The sequence below is a fragment of the Phycicoccus sp. M110.8 genome (assembly GCF_032464895.1).
Taxonomy (GTDB): domain Bacteria; phylum Actinomycetota; class Actinomycetes; order Actinomycetales; family Dermatophilaceae; genus Pedococcus.
In genome coordinates, this window is the sequence record NZ_JAWDIC010000001.1 from 929,227 (window position 1) to 948,158 (window position 18,932).

At 73.8% G+C, this 18,932-nt stretch carries 15 protein-coding genes; 4 read left to right on the top strand and 11 right to left on the bottom strand.

The window, feature by feature from the left end; genetic code table 11:
- Nucleotides 1-64 precede the first annotated feature (64 nt).
- Complete coding sequence (locus tag RKE38_RS04355; RefSeq protein ID WP_316006222.1) at nt 65-751, top strand: hypothetical protein; 687 nt, start codon at nt 65-67, stop codon at nt 749-751.
- Here the strand turns inward: RKE38_RS04355 and RKE38_RS04360 are convergent.
- The 4 genes from RKE38_RS04360 to RKE38_RS04375 all read right to left on the bottom strand — a co-directional run bounded on the left by RKE38_RS04360 (nt 685) and on the right by RKE38_RS04375 (nt 5,625).
- Nucleotides 685-2,238, bottom strand: coding sequence for a DUF222 domain-containing protein (locus RKE38_RS04360; RefSeq protein WP_316006223.1), 1,554 nt, complete (start codon nt 2,236-2,238; stop codon nt 685-687). The two genes, RKE38_RS04355 and RKE38_RS04360, sit on opposite strands and share 67 nt — an antisense overlap.
- A 170-nt stretch (nt 2,239-2,408) precedes the next feature.
- Complete coding sequence (locus RKE38_RS04365; protein WP_316006224.1) at nt 2,409-3,254, bottom strand: aminoglycoside phosphotransferase; 846 nt, start codon at nt 3,252-3,254, stop codon at nt 2,409-2,411.
- 134 nt (nt 3,255-3,388) lie between these two features.
- Nucleotides 3,389-4,318, bottom strand: coding sequence for a cobalamin biosynthesis protein CobB (locus tag RKE38_RS04370; protein ID WP_316006225.1), 930 nt, complete (start codon nt 4,316-4,318; stop codon nt 3,389-3,391).
- Entirely contained in the window at nt 4,315-5,625 is a 1,311-nt protein-coding gene (locus tag RKE38_RS04375) for a Mur ligase family protein (RefSeq protein ID WP_316006226.1), read from the bottom strand. Before RKE38_RS04375 ends, RKE38_RS04370 begins: the two co-directional genes overlap by 4 nt.
- Before the next feature lie 130 nt (nt 5,626-5,755).
- On the opposite strand from RKE38_RS04375, the gene RKE38_RS04380 reads away from it, so the two are divergent.
- Entirely contained in the window at nt 5,756-7,000 is a 1,245-nt protein-coding gene (locus RKE38_RS04380) for an AGE family epimerase/isomerase (RefSeq protein ID WP_316006227.1), read from the top strand.
- Nucleotides 7,001-7,101: 101 nt separating this feature from the next.
- Here the strand turns inward: RKE38_RS04380 and RKE38_RS04385 are convergent, their stop codons facing one another.
- The 5 genes from RKE38_RS04385 to RKE38_RS04405 all read right to left on the bottom strand — a co-directional run bounded on the left by RKE38_RS04385 (nt 7,102) and on the right by RKE38_RS04405 (nt 11,133).
- On the bottom strand, nt 7,102-7,464 hold the full coding sequence (locus RKE38_RS04385) for a hypothetical protein (RefSeq protein ID WP_316006228.1): 363 nt from the start codon (nt 7,462-7,464) through the stop codon (nt 7,102-7,104).
- Between the two features lie 199 nt (nt 7,465-7,663).
- Nucleotides 7,664-8,389, bottom strand: a complete 726-nt coding sequence (locus RKE38_RS04390) for a lysophospholipid acyltransferase family protein (protein ID WP_316006229.1) — start codon at nt 8,387-8,389, stop codon at nt 7,664-7,666.
- Nucleotides 8,390-8,394: 5 nt separating this feature from the next.
- Nucleotides 8,395-9,975 (bottom strand): glutamine-hydrolyzing GMP synthase, encoded by a 1,581-nt coding sequence (gene guaA / locus RKE38_RS04395; protein WP_316007595.1) that lies wholly within the window; start codon nt 9,973-9,975, stop codon nt 8,395-8,397.
- A 77-nt stretch (nt 9,976-10,052) separates the two neighbouring features.
- Complete coding sequence (locus RKE38_RS04400; protein ID WP_410055430.1) at nt 10,053-10,397, bottom strand: DUF3817 domain-containing protein; 345 nt, start codon at nt 10,395-10,397, stop codon at nt 10,053-10,055.
- The gene (locus RKE38_RS04405; RefSeq protein WP_316006231.1) at nt 10,384-11,133 is read right to left on the bottom strand and encodes an SURF1 family protein; all 750 of its coding nucleotides are present in this window, start codon (nt 11,131-11,133) and stop codon (nt 10,384-10,386) included. Before RKE38_RS04405 ends, RKE38_RS04400 begins: the two co-directional genes overlap by 14 nt.
- Nucleotides 11,134-11,272: 139 nt before the next feature.
- Here RKE38_RS04405 and RKE38_RS04410 point away from each other — a divergent pair, with 139 nt between their 5' ends.
- Together RKE38_RS04410 and RKE38_RS04415 are read left to right on the top strand one after the other, a co-directional pair.
- A complete protein-coding gene (locus RKE38_RS04410) occupies nt 11,273-13,093 on the top strand; it encodes an ABC transporter ATP-binding protein (protein ID WP_316006232.1) in 1,821 nt (606 codons plus the stop codon).
- Complete coding sequence (locus tag RKE38_RS04415; protein WP_316006233.1) at nt 13,090-14,868, top strand: ABC transporter ATP-binding protein; 1,779 nt, start codon at nt 13,090-13,092, stop codon at nt 14,866-14,868. Before RKE38_RS04410 ends, RKE38_RS04415 begins: the two co-directional genes overlap by 4 nt.
- A 592-nt stretch (nt 14,869-15,460) precedes the next feature.
- Here the strand turns inward: RKE38_RS04415 and RKE38_RS04420 are convergent.
- Entirely contained in the window at nt 15,461-17,209 is a 1,749-nt protein-coding gene (locus RKE38_RS04420) for a GMC family oxidoreductase (protein ID WP_316006234.1), read from the bottom strand.
- Nucleotides 17,206-18,798, bottom strand: coding sequence for a succinic semialdehyde dehydrogenase (locus RKE38_RS04425; protein WP_316006235.1), 1,593 nt, complete (start codon nt 18,796-18,798; stop codon nt 17,206-17,208). Before RKE38_RS04425 ends, RKE38_RS04420 begins: the two co-directional genes overlap by 4 nt.
- Nucleotides 18,799-18,932: the final 134 nt, after the last annotated feature.

Consider the following 18,932-nt stretch of genomic DNA (forward strand, 5'->3'; position numbering starts at 1 on the left):
GTGGCAGTGCATCGTGACACCTGCCAACCGCCCCGGGAACCGGTCTCCGCGTCATGATCTGGACATGACGACGCTGCAGCGGGTGCTGGCTGTCGCCGAGGGCGACTGGGTCGAGGACCGCCTCATCAAGGGCGGGGGCGACGGCGTGCCGGCGGGAGCGGTGGTGCCCACAGGCTTCGACCGCGTCGTGCGTGTGCTGCACCCGGCGGGCGACGGCCGGACGTGGGCGCAGGTCGCAGCCGACGAGGGTCGCGTCATGCATCCGTTGGCGCAGTGGTGCGGCATCTACCCGGCCTTCACAGGAACCGGGCGTTCGAGCGACGTCGACCCCGAAGAGGGGTCCATGCCTCCTCGGGTCCAGCGGGCGGTCCTCGATCACTGCGTGGCCACCGGTCCCGTGTTCTACGCCGTGTGGGACGGGTTCGGCTTCTGGGACTCGCCCCACGGTGGGCCGACGATGCGGGGTCGGGGCGGATACCGCCTCTTCACCGGTCCCAAGGCGGTCCTCACGACGTGGCCCGGCATGGCCCCGCCGTGGCGGCAATCGGCCAACCTCGTCTGGCCATCAGACCGCTCGTGGTGCATCGCCACGGACATCGACTGGGACAGCACCTTGGTCGCCGGAAGCCCGACGCTTGCCGGCGCCCTTCTCGGGGATCAGCGTCTGGAAGCTGTGGAAGTCGCCTACGAGGACGACCTGAGCTGGCTCGGGGACCGGGTCAACCCGACCCCGTCCTGGCTCGTCCGCTGACCTGCGAGGTCGGCGTCGTACGTCGCGGTCACGCCAGGCGTCATCCGGGCGTGGGGACGTGGTGGCAGGTCGCGGTCGGGGGTGAGCTCGATGTCTGCCCAGCGGGCGTGCTCGCCGGTGGGTGGTCGGTATGCCGTGGAGCGACCGGGGTGCCCGACCGCGGCTATCGGCCCGGGACTGGTGCCCATCTCTGTCACCGTCGGGGGGCCGGGTGGCCCTGGTGGATGACCGCCGGCGATCCGGATGCCGTGCCTGTTGGTGGCCGTGAGGCCGTCGGGTCGGCCGGGGTCGCCGGTGATGGTGACGTCACCGCGGGTGGCGGCGTCGTGGTGGAACGAGCACAGGGACACCTGGTTGGACAGGTCGGTGCTGCCGCCGTCGGCCCAGGCTGTGAGGTGGTGGACCTCCAGGAAGCGGGTGGCGGTGCAGCCGGGGAACCGGCAGCCGCGGTCGCGGTCGGTGACCAGGCGTCGGGCGCGGTCGGGCAGGATCCGCATGGCGCGCCCGACCGACACGGGATGCCCGTTCGTCTCCCACACCGGTTGGACCAGCCCGTTGGTCAGGAGCCGGTCGAGGAGCACCTGGGGGATGGCGCCGCGGGCGTTGACCCACGCGCCGTCGGTCGACAGGTGCACGTACACCCGGTACCGGCCCGCCCGCGACGACCCACCCGAGCCCTTGCTCGGGCCGCCCTCGCCCACGTCGTCTCGGCCGGCGGCAGCCAGCGACCGGTGGGCGAGCAGCTCGAACGCGTCGGCATGGGTCGGCGACGGGCCCCTCGTCGTGGACGGCCGCTCCGCACCGGGACCGGGCTCGCCGCGGGTCTGCAGGAACAGGGCGTCCTTGGCCTCCCGCACCGCCTGCTCGACCAGGGCACCGACCGTGGCGGGGGCGGTATACCGCAGCTGGAACCGCCCGTCCCGGTCGTAGCCCATCGACAGCTCCGGCCGGGCGCACGCCCGCCGCACCGCATCGCTGTTGCCGGGGGCGCTGCTCCCGTCGTCCTGCTGGGTGCCGTCAGCCGGCTCACCGGCGGCGTCGGCCCCGTTGTCGCCGTCCTCGGTCGGGGCCACCGCGAACGCGTGTCGGGACACAGCCCGGCGCAGCTGCGGCACCGTCATGTGCCGGGCCAGCTCGCCCACAGACCGCTGGTACCCGGCCGGCACGTGGTGCGCGACCACCGCCGCCTGGTCCAGCGACAGCTCCCCCGCCGCGACCGCGTCCGCCACGACCGGCAGCTCCGCCCGCCGCCGCGCGACCGCGGCCACGTCCCTGGCATGCGCCGGCGACAACCCGGCCCGCACGACCAGGTAGTGCTCCACCGACCGGAACCCGCCATCACCCCAGTGCCGGCCCTCCAGCAGCTGCGCAGCGATGTCCACCAGCTCGGCGTGCGCCGCGTTCAGGGCCCCGGCCACCGCGGCAGTGCGGTCCCACAGGGCCCGCTGGGCCCTGTCCCGCTGCACCGCGATGTCGCTGACCGGCATAGCCCAATCGTACACCTGTTCGAACTGGTGAGCGAGAGTTGTGCACAGCGAATTCGACTGCGGCGCAACGAATCTCGCGGAGCTACGTGGTGCAACGGTCCGCTGCCCGCCGCCCGACCACCGGCCGTTGCACCCCAGAACGCGAAGGCGCGGTGGAGCGTCCGCATCCGTCAGCCCAGGAGCGGCACCAGCGCTCGGCCGTAGGCTCGCTCGACCTTGCGCGGGGCGTCTCCCGACGCCGGCGACCCGCGCCCGTCGAGGCAGTCGGCGAGCAGCCGGAACAGCGCCGCCCGCACCACCGCCTGCCGCCCGACGCCGGTCGACCACGGGTCGAGCACCGACCCGTCCGCCCCGTGCCAGGCCACCGCGTCCAGGAGGCACAACGCCTCCGCCCACCGCGCGGGCCGCCAGTAGGGGGCCACGTCGATCACGACAGGAGTCCCGGACGCGTCGAGGAGCACGTTGCCGGCCAGGTCGCCGTGGACGAGCTGGTCCGGCCCGAGGTCGACGTCGGCGCGTTCCTCGACGAGCCCGCGCACCAGCCCGGAGCCGGAACGCTCCGCAGCGGAGGCCAGGTCATCGGCCGGCCCCCAGGCCAGCCGATCGGCGACCGCCCACCGGTCCGTCCGCGCGTCCAGCCCCGCGGGCCGTGCGCGAACGGCCTCGTCGAACCGGGCGTGCAGCAGCCTGCCGGTCGCGGCGAGCAGCGCCGGGTCGTGGCACGCGGTGGTGTCCGGTTCGTACCGGCTCGCGCCCCAGCCCTCGACCACCCACGAGCCGTCCCGGGCCGGGATCGGCATGGCGACCCGCACGCCGGCCCGGCCGGACACCCGCTCGAGGTCCAGCCTCACCGCGAGCGGCGCCAGCACCGGGTTGAGCCACGCCGCGGTCTGCGCGTCGCGCCCGGGTGACAGCACGAGGTCGCCCGCCACGACACTGCGCCCCTGTCCACCCGGCACGGGGCGGACGTCCCCCGGCACGGCGAACAGGTCGAGGACCCGCTCGGACACGGTCATCGGCGCTCCGCCGGGCTCAGGACCGGAGGCGCCTGCAACTCCGGCGCCACCGCCGGCAGCTCCGGCGCCACCGCCTCCAGTTCCGGCGCCACCGCCTCCAGTTCCGGCGTCGCCGCCCCTACCGACCGGTCCCGTCACCGGCGCACGAGGCGACGCACCTGCCGGTTCCGCGCCTCGTCGGCATACGCGTCGTCCTGCGGGACCGGCTCGAACGGCCGGCCGGTGGCGCGCTCGGCCGCGAGCCCGATGAGGGCGTCGGCGAGGGCAGGGTTCGCCGGAAGGATCGGCCCGTGCAGGTAGGAGCCGATCACGTTGCCGCTGCGGGCGCCCTCGGTGCCGTCGGTGCCGTTGTTGCCCAGGCCCGAGCGGACCCGGCCGAACGCCGCTTGCCCCGAGCCGAGGGTGGTCGAGCCGGAGTGGTTCTCGTACCCCACGACCGGGCCGAAGTCGGTGTCGAGCACGACGGGGCCGATCATCCTCTTGGCGTTGCCCTGCGTCGTCACGTCGAGGATGCCGAGCCCCGGCAGGCGCTTGCCGTCGACGGTGATGAACGCGTTGCCGAACAGCTGGTACATCCCGCAGATCATCAGCATCGGCACGCCGTCGGCGGCCATCGCCCGCAGCCGGTCGCCCAGCCGCTCGAGGTCGTCCTCGACCCGGACCTGCCCGGAGTCCTGGCCGCCGCCGCCGAGCAGCAGGTGCGCCTCCTCGGGGAACGGTGCGCCGGGGTGGTGCTGGTGGACGACGGGCACGTAGCCGTGCCGGCGGATCCGCGCCGCGATGGTGCGGGTGTTGCCGAGGTCGCCGTAGATGCTCATCTCGCGCGGGTACAGGTGCACGACGTGGATCACGCCCTTGCCCTCGCGCCCCGCGTCGGGCACCCGGGCCGAGCCGGCCGGCTCCCCGGGGATCGGCACGTCGACGGGGGCCGGGTGGGCGCCGGCGTATGCCGTGCCGTCGCCGGCAGGGATGGGGCCCAGTCCGTCCGGGCCGGCGCCCTGAGGGCTCTCGTCCGCGCCACGGAGGTCCTGGCCCTCGTCGTGCAGGTCCTGGCCGTCGCTCATGAGGCCTCCTCGCCGATGTCGGGCAGGTCGTACCGGGCGGCGAGCGTCCGCCGCAGGGCCATCATCGCCGTGTAGGTGCAGAAGATCCGCTTCGGCTCGTCCGGGTGGCCGGCGAGGAAGGCGTCGAGGGCCCGGTCGAGGTCGGCCTCGACGGCATCCACGGGCACGTCGTCGTACTGCAGGCGCAGCGCCATGTCGTAGGCGCGGACGCCCGAGGTGAGGGCGACCCCGCGCTCGCGCAGGCTCTCGAAGCTCACGTCGTAGAGCCAGGACACGTCGCGGCCGTCGGCGTAGTTGTCGTTGATCGCGACCATCGTCGCGACCGGGGTCGAGCCGTAGGTGCCGAGCGCGACGGTGAAGCCTGCGGGGTTCTTGACCAGCACGAGCTCCAGCGGCTGTCCGTCGACCATCACGACCTCGCCGCGGCCGAACGGCGGCGTCACCGCGCGCAGGGCATCGGCGGCCACTGCCGGGTCGAAGGCGTCGCCGAGGAGCGCCCGCGCGGCCGTCGTCGCGGCCGTCGCGTTGATCATCGCCGCGAGGCCGCGCTGCTGGAGCTCGAGGGGCCCGACGGAGGCAGAGCCGTTCTCCCCGAACAGGATCGAGAACGTCCGGTCGTCGGCCGGCTTGAGCAGGCCGTCGTCGGGACCGGCGACCGGCGGCGTGAAGTCGTCCTCGAACCGGACGTCCTGCTCCTGGAGCTCGGGCAGGCGGTCGGCGATGGAGCCGTCCACCCCGAACCACGTCACGGTGACCCCCGGGGCCACCCGGTCGCGGATCCGAGCGATGAACGAGTCGTCGATGTTGAGCACCACGCCGGTCGTCGTCTGCTCGGCCAGCGAGGCGAGGAGCTGTGCCGTGTGGTCGATCTCGGCGAACCGGTCGAGCTGGTCGCGGGCGACGTTGAGCAGCAGGGCGTGGGTGGGCTTGACCGCGTCCGCGAACCGCAGGGCGTGCGCCTCGTCGAGCTCGAGCACCGCCATGTCGGCGGCCAGGCGGCCGCTCAGGGGCAGCTCGCCGAGCATCGAGGAGATGACACCCCTGGTGAAGTTCGAGCCCGTCGGGTTGGTGAAGACCGTGCGTCCGTGTGCGCGCAGCACCGCCACGAGCATCTTCGTCGTCGTCGTCTTGCCGTTGGTGCCGCTGACCACCACGATCCCGCCGCGGACGTCACGCAGCGCCTGGGTGAGGAACCCGGGGTCGACCCGTTCCGCCACCAGGCCCGGAAGCGCCGACCCGCCGCCACGCAGCCTCGACGCAGCCCGCGCCGCCTTGCCCGCGACCACTGCCGCCGTCGTCCTCAGCACGGGTCAACCCTAGCCAGCGACCCGCGGCGCCGGTGACACGGCACGGCCTCGTCGGCCCACCGCTGGTGTCGGGGGCGGGCGGCCCGGACACCCGCGGTGGGCCGCAGCCGCGCGGCATACGATGCGGGCCATGCCGCCCGAGCCCACCACCGCGCCCTCCACCCCCGACGCAGGCTGGCTGGCCGCGGAACGCGCACGGCTCTGGGACTTCGCCCGCGGCTCCGTGCACCCCGCCGGCGGGTTCGCGTGGCTGGACGACGACGGACGCCCCGAGCTCGACCGCCCGGTCGAGGCCTGGATCACCTGCCGGATGACGCACGTGGCGGCCCTCGAGGTGCTCGCCGGGAACGCCGACGCCGAGCCCGTCCTCGACCACGGCGTCCGCGCGCTGCGTGAGGTGCTGCGCGACGCCGAGCACGGCGGCTGGTTCTCCGCGGTCGACACCGCCACCGGTGAGCCGGTCTCGACGGGCAAGGCCTGCTACGACCACGCCTTCGTCCTGCTCGCGTCCTCCAGCGCCACGGCGGCCGGCCACCCCGACGGGGCCGGTCTGCTCGCCGAGGCGAGGGCCGTCTTCGCCGACCACTTCTGGGACGACGAGGCGGGCATGGCCGTCGAGGCGTGGGACCGCGGCTGGACGACGCTGGAGGACTACCGCGGCGTCAACGCCAACATGCACACCGTCGAGGCGCTGCTCGCCGTCCACGAGGTCACCGGCGACCCGCAGCCGCTGCGGCAGGCGGCCCGCGTCGTCGAGCGCGTGGTGCACGGGTTCGCGCGCGACAACGACTGGCGGCTGCCCGAGCACTTCACCCCGGACTGGACCGCCCTGCCCGACTACAACCGCGACTCGCCGGCCGACCCGTTCCGCCCCTACGGCGTGACCATCGGGCACCTCCTGGAGTGGTCGCGCCTCACCCTGCACCTGCGCACCGCGCTCGGGGACGACGCCCCGGACTGGCTGCTCGAGGACGCCGCAGGGCTGTTCGACCGGGCCGTGGCCGACGGCTGGCACGCCGACGACTGCGACGGGTTCGTCTACACGACCGACTTCGACGGGACGCCCGTCGTGCGCCAGCGGCTGCACTGGGTGGTCGCCGAGGGCATCGGCGCGGCCTGGGTCCTGGCCCGCGAGACCGGCGAGCACGACTACGCCGACTGGTATGCCGCGTGGTGGGCGCACGCGCAGGCGTGCTTCATCGACCGCGAGCGCGGATCGTGGCGGCACGAGCTCGACGAGCGCAACCAGCCCGCGGCCACGGTGTGGAAGGGCAAGCCCGACGTCTACCACGCCTACCAGGCGGCGCTGCTGCCCTCGCTGCGCCCGGCTGCCTCATTCGCGGGCGCCCTTCGGGGCACTGACGCCCCCGCCTGACGCGGGGACGACGCGGGCCGGGCTCCCCGGCATACCTCAGCGCCGTCCCGGACGCGGACGGGTGGGGTGACGAGTCGCCACCCCACCCGCGGTGTGGTCGGTCAGCTGTGCGCCGCGGCGTGCGCGTGGACCCAACCAGCGTGGTCGGCCACCTCGAACGCCCACACGACCAGGATCGATCCCATGAACACGGCCAGCAGGACCTCAGCGGCCGCCGTCTCCGCCAGCACCAGGGTCACGATCCCCAGCACCGCTGCGAGCCCGGCCAGCACCGCCTGTGTCGTCCCGACACGGTCGTGCTCGTTGGCACCCCTGAACGTGAGGAATGCCGCAGCACCCAGAACCAGGCCTAGTGCGGACATCCCTCGGGGGTCCTTGATGAAGGGCATCTCGCCGTTGACCAGGTACCCCACATAGGGGATGCCGATGGCCAGCACGAGCACCGTCGCCACAAGGTCTCTCATCGTCAGTCTCATCACTACACCTCCTTCCACGGCTCCATCGTCCCGACGAAGGACCTGACGCCGCAGGGGACAAGGTCCCCGCACCTCGCGCGGATCTCGCAAGACAACGGTTGCTCGGCAAACCGCGGGACACCATCCCGCGGTTTGCCGAGCAACCGCTGTTTTGCGGGTAGGTCCCTCGCCGGGGCGAGCGGGTCGCTCAGCTCCCCGCAGCCAGGGCGGCCTTGACGTCGGAGGCGTACTGGTCGGATCGCTCCTGGCCCGACAGCTCGGCGATGGCGTCCATGGTCGCGTCGGTGACCGCCCGGAGCAGCGCGCCCTTGGAGTACTGCCGCGACAGCCCCGCCACGTCGACCGGCGGCCCGAACCGCACGGTGACCTTGGCCGGGTGGAAGCCGTTGGACCCGGCCGGCTGCACCTTGTCGGTGCCGATCACGGCGCACGGCAGCAGGGTCGCCCCGGTCGCGAGCGCCATGCGGGCCACGCCGGTGCGGCCCTTGTGCAGCCGCCCGTCGGGCGAGCGCGTGCCCTCGGGGTAGACGCCGAACGCCTCGCCCTGGCGCAGCACCTCCTCGCCGAGCTCCAGCGACCTCATCGCCGCCCGCGGGTCGGACCGGTCGACGGGGATGGTGCCGGCCGTCGCGTGGAACCAGCGGACCAGGCCACCGCGCAGGCCGCGGCCCTGGAAGTACTCGGCCTTGCCGAGGAAGTGCACCTGCCGCCCGGACGCGAGCGGGATGACGATGGAGTCGATGAACGACAGGTGGTTCGAGGCGACGATGAGCGCGCCCGACCGCGGCACGTTCCGCCTGCCCTCGACGGTGAGCCGGGTGGCCAGCGACAGCGGCGGCCCGATGAGGACGTGCCGCATCACCCAGCGGCTGGCGGAGTCCTCCAGCGTCGCCAGCGAGACGGGCCGACCCACCCGCGTCACTCCCACTCGATGGTGCCCGGCGGCTTGCTCGTCACGTCGAGGACAACGCGGTTGACCTCGCGCACCTCGTTGGTGATACGGGTGGAGATCTTGGCGAGCACGTCGTACGGCACGCGCGTCCAGTCCGCGGTCATGGCGTCCTCGGACGACACCGGGCGCAGCACGACGGGGTGGCCGTAGGTGCGGCCGTCGCCCTGGACCCCGACCGACCGGACGTCGGCCAGCAGCACCACCGGGCACTGCCAGATGTCGCGGTCGAGGCCGGCGGCCGACAGCTCGTGCCGGGCGATGGCGTCCGCGGCGCGCAGGACCTCCAGGCGCTCGGCCGTCACCTCGCCGACGATGCGGATGCCGAGGCCGGGGCCGGGGAACGGCTGGCGCCAGACGATCGCCTCGGGGACGCCCAGCTCGAGCCCGACCTGGCGCACCTCGTCCTTGAACAGCGAGCGCAGCGGCTCGACGAGCTTGAACTGCAGGTCGTCGGGCAGTCCGCCCACGTTGTGGTGGCTCTTGATGTTTGCCGCACCGGTGCCGCCGCCGGACTCCACGACGTCGGGGTAGAGCGTGCCCTGGACCAGGAACTCGACGGGGTGCTCGTCGTCACCGCGGCTGCCGACGACGTCGCGAGCGGCCTGCTCGAAGACGCGGATGAACTCGCGGCCGATGATCTTGCGCTTCTCCTCGGGGTCGGACACCCCGGCGAGCGCGCTCAGGAAGCGCTCCTTGGCGTCGACGACGACCAGGTCGACCCCGGTCGCGGCAACGAAGTCCTTCTCGACCTGCTCGGCCTCACCGGAACGCAGCAGGCCGTGGTCGACGAAGACGCAGGTGAGCTGGTCACCCACGGCCTTCTGCACCAGGGCCGCCGCCACCGAGGAGTCGACCCCGCCGGAGAGCGCGCACAGCACCCGGGACTCGCCGACCTTCTCGCGGATGGCCCCGACGAGCTCGTCGACGACGTTCGCGGCGGTCCAGTCGCCGGCGAGACCCGCCCCCTTGTAGAGGAAGTTCTCCAGCACCCGCTGGCCGAACGTCGAGTGCATGACCTCGGGGTGCCACTGCACGCCGTAGAGCCGGCGCTCGTCGTCCTCGAACGCGGCGACGGGCGCGCCCGCGGTGGACGCGGTGACGCGCATGCCGTCCGGCGCCTGCGTGACGGAGTCGCCGTGGCTCATCCACACCGACTGGTCGGTCGGCTGGCCGTTGAAGAGCGTCGAGGACGGGTCGGACACCTGCGCGGGCGTCGCGCCGTACTCGCCGAGCCCGGTGTGCGCGACCGTGCCGCCCAGCGCCTGCACCATGGCCTGGAAGCCGTAGCACATGCCGAAGACCGGGACCCCCGCCTCGAGGACCGCACGGTCGAGGCCGGGCGCGCCCTCGGCATACACCGACGACGGGCCACCGGAGAGGATGATCGCCGCCGGGTCCTTGGCGAGCAGCTCCTCGACGGAGGCGGTGTGCGGCACGACCTCGCTGTAGATGTCCGCCTCGCGGACCCGCCGCGCGATGAGCTGGGCGTACTGCGCGCCGAAGTCCACGACCAGCACCGGCCGGGACTGCAGCGGCGTCGCCGGCACCTCGACGCGGTCGCCCTCGGGCGCCTCCACGCGGTCGTCGTCCTGGGCCTGGGTCACGTCACTGGCTGCGGCGTCGGTCACGGGGAAAGGCTACCGGCCAGCCGCGGCTCGACCTCCGTCGCCACCCGTCGCTCGATCCAGAACGCCACGAGCGGGACGCACGCGCCCACGACGATCGCCGCCATCCGCCCGAACGACCAGCCGACCTTGAAGCCGAGGTTCGCCACGGTGAACACGAAGACCATGAAGATCAGGCCGTGCACCGGGCTCCACCACGACAGCGCCGCGTTGTCGAAGCCGTACTTGAGGACCATCTCGGCGATCAGCACGAACATCGCGAGGCCCGCGAGGATCGCCATCACCTTGAACCAGCCGAGCGCGCGGCGCGCGCCCTGCACATCCCGGATCTCAGTCGTCGTCACGTCGGGCATCCTCTCGCACCATCCTGGACCACATGAACACGGCGAACGCCGCGAAGACCCACCACTGCACGGCGTATGCCGCGTTGCGCCACTTGAGGCCGCCCTCCACCTCGGGCGGGGGCACCCGCTGCACCCCGGCAGGGGTGGGGATGCCGGAGCCTGTCGCCGTCCGCTCCGTCTGGGCGAAGACGAACGCGTTGTAGAGCTCCCCCGGCCACTCGTTGACGAGCACCGCCAGGTCGACCGAGCCGCGGGCCTGCTGCGGCCACGCCGGCAGGCCGGGCGGCGGGTCGGAGGGCGACTCCCCCGGGGCGAGCGAGCCGTCCACCGACACCGTCCCGGTCGGCGGCTCGACCGGTCGCGTCGTGTCGGTCACGAACCCGCGCACGACGGCGATCCGCGCGTTGCTCTCGGTCACGTCGAGCGGCGTGACCACCCAGTAGCCGGTGCGGCCCTGGAGGCGACGCGGGCCGACGAGGAACTGGCCGTCCGCGGCATACGTCCCGATCGCCGTGACGCTGCGCCCGGACTGGGGGTTCGGGAACGGCTGGTGCGGCCGGATGACGGTGTCGAGCAGGGCCGGGCGCGCCTCGTGCGCCTTGCGCAGGGCGTCCGCGAGGCCCTTGTCCTGGGCGACGTGGAGCTGCCACAGGCCCAGCTGGATGCAGCCGGCCACCACGACGAGGACGACCGCGAACAGGCCGAGCCAGCGCGGCTTCAGGGCGGTTCGCAGCACGCGACGAGGCTACGTGACGTCCCTGTGCGCACGGACACGAGGCCCGACGGCCCCGCGGACGACCTGCCGCCTGCACCGTCCGGGCAGCCGGAAAACCGGTGTCGTCGTGTCCGTGCCCACGCCTACCGTGGTGCCCCTGATGCGCGAGATCCCCTTCCCGGACCCGGGCCGGCCCGACACCCGGAGCACGGTCCGGTTCCTCGTGTGGGTCGCGGCGCGGCAGTGGCCCACCCAGCTCGTCGGCATGGCCAGCGGCGCGGTGTGGATGCTCGCCATCGCCCTCATCCCCGCCGCGGTGGGCAAGGGCGTCGACGAGGGCATCGTCCCCGGCGACGCGGCGGGGCTGGTCCGCTGGGCGCTGGCGCTGCTCGGGCTGGGCGCGGTCGCCGCGTCGATGGCCGCGGCGCGGCACTGGTTCGCGGTCCAGAACTGGCTCTACGCGTCCTACCGTGGTGCCCAGCTCACCGCCCTCGGGGTCGAGCGCGCGGGGCCCGCGCTGACCCGCACGTTGCCCTCGGGCGAGGTCGTCGCCGTGTTCGCCAACGACGTCATGCGGCTCGGAGGGCTGTACGACGTCATGGGACGGTTCACCGGGGCCGTCGTCAGCTACGTCGTCGTCGGGGCGATCCTGCTCGCCGCCTCGCCCCCGCTCGGCTGGCTGGTGCTGCTCGGCGGCCCGGTCATGCTGGGGAGCCTCACCCTCATCGTGCGCCCGCTGCAGCGGCGCCAGGCGCGCCAGCGCGAGGAGGCCGGACGGCTCACCACCCTCGGCGCGGACACCGTGGCGGGGCTGCGCGTCCTGCGCGGGATCGGCGGGGAGCAGACGTTCCTGCGGCGGTACGAGGCGCAGTCGGCCAGGGTGCGCGCCACGGGATTCCGCGTGGCCGGCCTCCAGGCGGCCCTCGACTCCGCGCAGGTGCTGCTGCCGGGCGTGTTCGTCGTGCTCGTCACCTGGCTCGGGGCCCGCCAGGCGGTGGAGGGACGGATCACGCCGGGACAGCTCGTGGCGTTCTACGGGTACACCGCGTTCCTCACCATGCCGCTGCAGACGGCCGTAGAGGTGATCGACCGCGGCATCCGGGCGCACATCGCGGCGGGCCGGATGCTGAGGGTCATGGCGATCGAGCCGGACCACGTGCCGGGGCAGGATGCCCGGGCCGAGCTGCCCGACCCCGGCGCCGACCTCGTCGACCCGCTGTCGGGCACCGTGGTCCGCGGCGGCGTGCTCACCGCGATCGTCTCGGCGCGGCCGGAGGAGTCGGCCGCGGTGGCCGAGCGACTCGGCCGCCACGGCCCCGGGCCGCACCAGACGACGTGGGGCGGCGTCCGCCTCGACGACCTGCCGATCGAGCAGGTCCGGCGGTCGGTCGTGGTGAGCGAGCCGGACCCGCGCCTGTTCACCGGCGTCCTGCGCGAGGAGCTGCTGGCCGCCCGGTCGCCGTCGCTGTCGCGGTCGGCTGTGGCGTCCGCGTCGGGTGTGGCGGTGGCGGCTCCGGCACCCGCGCCTGCTCCGGCCGGGACGGCGACGGCGACGGCGACGGACGCGGAGGTGCGCCGGGCCCTGGAGACCGCCAGCGCGCTCGACGTGCTGGACGCGGTCCCCGACGGGCTCGACGGGCTCGTCGAGGAGCGCGGGCGGTCGTACTCCGGAGGTCAGCGGCAGCGGCTCGCGCTCGCACGGGCGCTGTTGACCGACGCCGACGTCCTCGTCCTCGTCGAGCCGACGAGCGCGGTCGACGCCCACACCGAGGCCCGCGTCGCCGAGCGACTGGCTGAGCACCGGCGGGGCCGCACCACCGTCGTCACCTCGGTCAGCCCGCTGCTGCTCGGTCAGGCCGACGAGGTGGTCCTGCTCGAGGACGGCCTCGTCACCGCCCGTGGCACCCACCGCGAGCTGCTCGCGGACCCCGAGCACCCGGCATACCGGCACATCGTCATCAGGGAGGAGGAGCCGGCATGATGACCGACCACGCCCGGCGCACCCTGCCGGTGGCCGACACCGCCGCCGTCTGGCGGCACACGCGTGCGCTCGCGTCCGAGCACCGGGGGCTCGTCGCCCAGGTGCTGGTCCTCCACGCCCTTGCCGCGCTCGCCGCCCTGGCCGCACCGTGGCTGGTGGGGCGGCTCGTCGACCTCGTCAGCGGGAACGGCCACACCGGCGACGTCGACCGGATCGGGGTGCTGCTGGCAGTGGCGGTCGTCGTGCAGACGGGGCTGACCTGGGCCGCCCGGCGCGCGGCGTTCCTGCTCGGCGAGACGGTGTTCGCCCAGCTGCGCGAGCAGTTCGTGGCGCGGGCGGTCAACCTGCCGCTGTCGACGGTCGAGCGGGCGGGCACGGGCGACCTGGTGGCGCGCACGACCAACGACGTCGAGGCCCTCTCCCACGTCGTGCGGTTCGGGGTGCCGTCGCTGTTCGTCGCGTCGATGACGGTCGTGATGACGGTCGTGGCGGCCCTGCTCACCTCACCGCTGGCGACCCTGCCGATCCTGCTCGGGGTGCCGTTCTACTGGTTCTCGACGCGCCGCTACCTCCGCAAGGCCGGCGACGGCTACCTGTGGGAGCGCGCGACGTATGCCGCGCTCAACGGTGTCGTCGCCGAGACCGTCGACGGCGCGCGCACCATCGACGCCCTCTCGCTGGCCTGGGTGCGCCGCAGCCGGTTCCACGACGCGCTGCGCGAGTGCTACCGCGCGGAGCGGTACACCCTGGGGCTGCGGCTGCGGTGGTTCCCGGCCGTGGTGTTCGGCTACTACGTGCCGACGGCGGGCGCGATCGTGTGGGGCGGCTGGCTGGCGATCAACGGGCACATCACGGCGGGCGTGGCGACCGCGGTGACGCTGTACATCCAGCAGATGGTCGGCCCGCTCGACGAGCTGCTGGGCTGGCTCGACGAGATCCAGGTGGGGGCGACGTCGCTGGCGCGGGTCATCGGCGTCGGCGAGGTGCCGCCGGACCGGGAGGCCACCGGGGCACGCCCCGACGGGTCCCGGATCGAGGTCGACGACGTCCGCTACGCCTACCGCGCCGGGCACGACGTGCTGCACGGCGTCTCGCTCGACCTGCGGCCCGGAGAGCGGCTCGCGATCGTCGGGCCCTCGGGCGCGGGCAAGTCGACGCTCGGTCGGCTCATGGCCGGCATCGACGGCCCACGCGAGGGCAGGATCGACGTCGGCGGGGTACCGCTCGTGGACCTCGACCTCGGCGACCTGCGCGGCGAGGTGGCGCTCGTGACCCAGGAGCACCACGTCTTCGTGGGGTCCCTCGCCGACAACCTGCTGCTCGCCCGTCCGGGTGCCGGCACCGAGGAGCTCGAGGAGGCGCTGCGCGCCGTCGACGCCCACGAGTGGGCGCTCGGGCTGCCCGAGGGGCTGGAGACGGTCGTCGGCAGCGGGGGCCACGCGCTGACCGAGGCGCAGTCGCAGCAGGTGGCGCTCGCCCGGCTGGTGCTCGCGGACCCGCACACCCTGGTGCTCGACGAGGCGACCTCGCTGCTCGACCCGCGAGCGGCCCGGCACCTCGAGCGCTCCCTGGCAGCCGTCGTCGAGGGCCGCACGGTCGTCGCGATCGCGCATCGGCTGCACACGGCCCACGACGCCGACCGGGTCGCGGTGGTGGAGGACGGGCTGGTGAGCGAGATCGGCACGCACCACGAGCTGGTGGCCGCCGACGGCCCGTATGCCGCCCTGTGGGCCTCCTGGCGCGACGAGCCCTCGCCGGCGTCCCGGGAGCGGTAGCCCGCGCGGGCCCCGAGGGCGCCCGAGCGGGGGGCCGCGAGCAGTGGGCGCTGGGCAGCAGGTCCCGGACAGCAGGTCCCGGGCAGCAGGCCTCGAGCAGCAGGGCTCGAGCAGCACGTCTCGAGCAGCACGTCTCGAGCAGCACGTCTCGAGCGCCACGTCTCCAACGGTCCGCGTTCTCGCAGCGCTCTGCGCTGCCCCGCTGCCGGGGGCAATGCACAGCGTCACGCCCCCGGCGCCACCCACCCCAAGGTCACCCTCACCACGCCCTGCACTGCCCCGCAGCCGGGGGCAATGCATAGCGCTGCTGCAGTGCCCGTTGTCCCTGGCAGCGACGCGGGAAGCCGGTGCCAGGGAAAGACACAAATTTTCCGTGACGGCGCGTAACCCCGCGAAAGAGCCGTCGTTGTCTGGGTGGTGTGGCTGGAGACCCACCCCCGGCTCGTCTCCAGTCACACCACCCAACGCTGACGGTTGGCGGGGGGCAGGGGGCCCCGTCAACCGTCCTTGGTGTCCGGGGCGGGACCCGACGTCGCGCCGGGCGCTCGACCGGGCTGGAGGCCGTGCGGCCGTCCAGACGGCGACGCCGGTGTCAACCGCCGAAGCTGGGCGCCGTGTCGGTCGCAGGCAGGGCCGACGCCTCCTGCGCCGCGGGCCCGTACCGGGTGACCGCAGGCCGCGGCGCGGGCACCGCCTCGACCCGCACGTACCCCTCCTCCTGCGCCGGTCGCGGGTCAGCTCCGCCCTTGACCGGCCAGAACGACATCGCCCGCTCCGCTTGGGCGGTGATGGTCAGCGACGGGTTCACCCCGAGGTTCGCCGACACGGCCGACCCGTCGACGACGTGCAGGTCGGGGTAGCCCCACACCCGCTGGTACCCGTCGACCACCCCCCGCTCCGGGCTCGAGCCGATCGCGACCCCGCCGAGGAAGTGCGCCGTCAGGGGGATGTCCGCGACCTCGCCCAGGCTGCTGCCCGCGAACGCCCGCAGACCGGTCGCCTCCCCGAGCCGCCGCGCCAGCACCCGCATCGCCTCCTGCCCCTCCGGGATGAAGGTCGGGTTCGGCTCGCCGTGGCCCTGCCGGGACGTCAGACCCCAGCCACCGAGGAGCCCCCGACGGCCGCTGACCTGCAGCGAGTTGTCCTTGGACTGCATGACCAGCCCGATGACCGTGCGCTCGCTCCAGCGGCGCACCGAGAACGAGCGCACGAAGACGACCGGGTGCTTGACCGCCTCGACGAGGAACTGCACGGGTCGGGGCAGCCGGCCGCCGGGCACGAGGATCGTCGCGAGCAGGCCCATGGCGTTCGAGCCGGGGCCGTAGCGGCAGTTCTCGACGTGGGTGTCCGCGGTGGGGTGGAACGAGGACGTGATCGCCACGCCGCGCGAGAGGTCCGCGCCTTCGGGCACGCGCTCGGTCATGGCGCCGTTGAGCGCCTCGGAGTTGGTCCGGGTGAGGTGCCCCAGCCGCTCCGACAGCCGCGGCAGGACCCGCTCCTCGCGCATGCGGTGCAGCAGCTTCTGGGTCCCCCAGGTGCCGGCGGCGAGCACCACCTGCTCGGCGGTGACGGTCCGCCGGCTCCCACGGGACCACGCGCCCGTCCGCTCGTGCGTCACGGCATACCCGCCACCGGGGCGCGGCTCGACCCGGACGACGGTGCGCATCGGCTCGATCGTGGCGCCGAGCGACTCGGCCAGAGCCAGGTAGTTCTTGACGAGGGTGTTCTTGGCGCCCACCCGGCAGCCGACCATGCAGTTGCCGCACTGGGTGCAGCCGGTCCGCTCCGGACCCGCGCCGCCGAAGTAGGGGTCGGGCACCCGACGCCCGGGCATGCCGTAGAACACACCGGTGGGCGTCTTGCGGTAGGTGTCCTCGACCCCGAGGTCGCGGGCGGCGAGGCGCATGACCTGCTCGACCACCCCGTCGCACGGGTTCTCGACGACGCCGAGCATCCGGCTCGCGGTCTCGTAGTGCGGTCCGAGCTCGGCCTGCCAGTCGGTGATGTCGGCCCACTGCCGGTCGGCGAAGAACTCGGCCGGCGGCACGTACAGCGTGTTGGCGTAGTTGAGCGAGCCGCCGCCGACGCCCGCACCGGCCAGGACCACCACGTCGGGCAGCCGGTGCACCCGCTGCACCCCGAAGCACCCGAGCCGCGGCGCCCACAGGTAGCGGCGCAGGTCCCACGACGTCCGCGCGAAGTCCTGGTCGGCGAACCGGCGCCCGGACTCCAGCACGTGCACCCGGTACCCCTTCTCGGCCAGCCGCAGCGCCGTCACCGAGCCGCCGAAGCCCGACCCGACGACCACGACGTCGTGGTCGAACCCGCCGTCGGTCCTCACCGGCGACCGACCGCCTTGAGCGCCTGCAGCGCCGAGGTCATGACCCGGACGTAGGTCTCCTGCGACATGCCGAACGCCGGACCGATCGGCAGGCCGTACTGCACCGTGACGTTCTGCGACTCGGTGTACTTGAGGATGCCCTCGGCGCCGTGCCGTCGCCCGACCCCGGACTGCTTCATCCCGCCCATCGGGCTGGCCACGCTCCCCCATGCCGCGGCATACCCCTCGTTGACGTTGACGGTCCCGGCGTGGATCGCGGTGGCGACGCGCTTTCCCCGGCCCACGTCGCGGGTCCAGACCGAGGCGTTGAGGCCGTAGTCGGTGTCGTTGGCGAACCGGATCGCCTCCTCGTCGCTGCCGACCCGGTAGACCGACACGACCGGGCCGAACGTCTCGCCGTCGCGCAGGTCCATCGCGCTCGTGACGCCCTCGAGCACCGTGGGCTCGTAGAAGTACGGGCCGAGGTCGGGCCGGGCCCGCCCGCCGGCGAGCACGCGCGCCCCCTTGGCCCGGGCGTCCTCGACGTGCGCACTGACGCGGTCGAGCTGGGCCTGGGAGACCAGCGACCCCATGTCGGGCCCGTAGGCGAGGTCGGCGCCGAGCCGCATCGCCTTCACCGCGGCGACGAACCGCCGGGTGAACTCGTCGTGCACCGCGTCGTGCACGAGCAGCCGCTCCACGGAGATGCACAGCTGCCCGCCGGAGGAGAAGCACGCCCGCACCGCTCCGTCGACGGCGCGGTCGAGGTCGGCGTCGTCGGCGACGTACATGGAGTTCTTGCCGCCGAGCTCGAGGGAGTACCCCACCAGCCGGCTGGCCACGGACTCGGCGACGGCGCGACCGGTGGCCGTCGACCCCGTGTAGCAGACGTAGTCGGTGAGGTCGACGACCGCCTGGCCCACGGTCGGCCCGTCACCGAGGACGACCTGCAGCACCGACTCGGGCAGCCCCGCCTCGGTGAGCAGCTGCACCGCCTGCAGCGCGGTCAGCGAGGCCTGCAGGTCCGGCCGCAGCACGACCGCGTTGCCCGCCATGAGCGCGGGGATCGCGTCAGTGATGGCCAGGCTGAGCGGGTAGTTCCACGGGCTGACGACGCCGACCACCCCGCGCGGGTGGTGGTGCTCGGTGCTCTGGGTGAGCACGGGGAAGAGGCCGGGTCGCCGTCGTGGACGCAGGTATGCCGCGGCCGAGCGCGCGTAGTGCCGCGCCACGATCGCGACGTCGGCGACCTCCTCGAAGGCCTGGGCGCGAGTCTTGCCGGACTCGAGCTGCACGATGTCGAGCAGCTCGACCTGCCGCTCGAGCACGAGGTCGTGGTAGCGGAGGAAGACCCGCTCACGCAGCTCCAGCGGCGTCCGGGCCCAGGCCCGCTGGGCCGCCCGGGCGGCGTCCACCGCGACGGCGACGTCCTCGCGCGTCGAGAGCGGTAGCGTCGCGAGCGGCGCCCCCGTCAGCGGCGTGACGCTTCGGTGCTCCGCCGCCCGGGGGGCAGCCACCACCCGCCGGGTGAGCCGGCGCACGAGCGCCGGGTCCACGGCATACGTCGCGGTGGGGTCGGTCTCGGGATCGGCGATGAGCTCCGGAGCCATGGCGTCAGCCTAGGTCCGCGACCCGTTCCTTACCAGTAGTCAGTTACGCGACCTGTCCCACACGGGTACTCACTTGTTGCCACCTGGTGGTCACGCAGCCGCCCCCGAGGGCGCACGGTGACCACGAGCTGGCA

What these genes read in the sequence shown, in the direction of transcription:
- RKE38_RS04355 (WP_316006222.1), top strand. Translation starts at nt 65, where the DNA reads ATGACGACGCTGCAGCGGGTGCTGGCTGTCGCCGAGGGCGACTGGGTC.
- RKE38_RS04360 (WP_316006223.1), bottom strand. Translation starts at nt 2,238, where the DNA reads ATGCCGGTCAGCGACATCGCGGTGCAGCGGGACAGGGCCCAGCGGGCC.
- RKE38_RS04365 (WP_316006224.1), bottom strand. Translation starts at nt 3,254, where the DNA reads ATGACCGTGTCCGAGCGGGTCCTCGACCTGTTCGCCGTGCCGGGGGAC.
- RKE38_RS04370 (WP_316006225.1), bottom strand. Translation starts at nt 4,318, where the DNA reads ATGAGCGACGGCCAGGACCTGCACGACGAGGGCCAGGACCTCCGTGGC.
- RKE38_RS04380 (WP_316006227.1), top strand. Translation starts at nt 5,756, where the DNA reads ATGCCGCCCGAGCCCACCACCGCGCCCTCCACCCCCGACGCAGGCTGG.
- RKE38_RS04385 (WP_316006228.1), bottom strand. Translation starts at nt 7,464, where the DNA reads ATGAGAGACCTTGTGGCGACGGTGCTCGTGCTGGCCATCGGCATCCCC.
- RKE38_RS04410 (WP_316006232.1), top strand. Translation starts at nt 11,273, where the DNA reads ATGCGCGAGATCCCCTTCCCGGACCCGGGCCGGCCCGACACCCGGAGC.
- RKE38_RS04415 (WP_316006233.1), top strand. Translation starts at nt 13,090, where the DNA reads ATGATGACCGACCACGCCCGGCGCACCCTGCCGGTGGCCGACACCGCC.
- RKE38_RS04425 (WP_316006235.1), bottom strand. Translation starts at nt 18,798, where the DNA reads ATGGCTCCGGAGCTCATCGCCGATCCCGAGACCGACCCCACCGCGACG.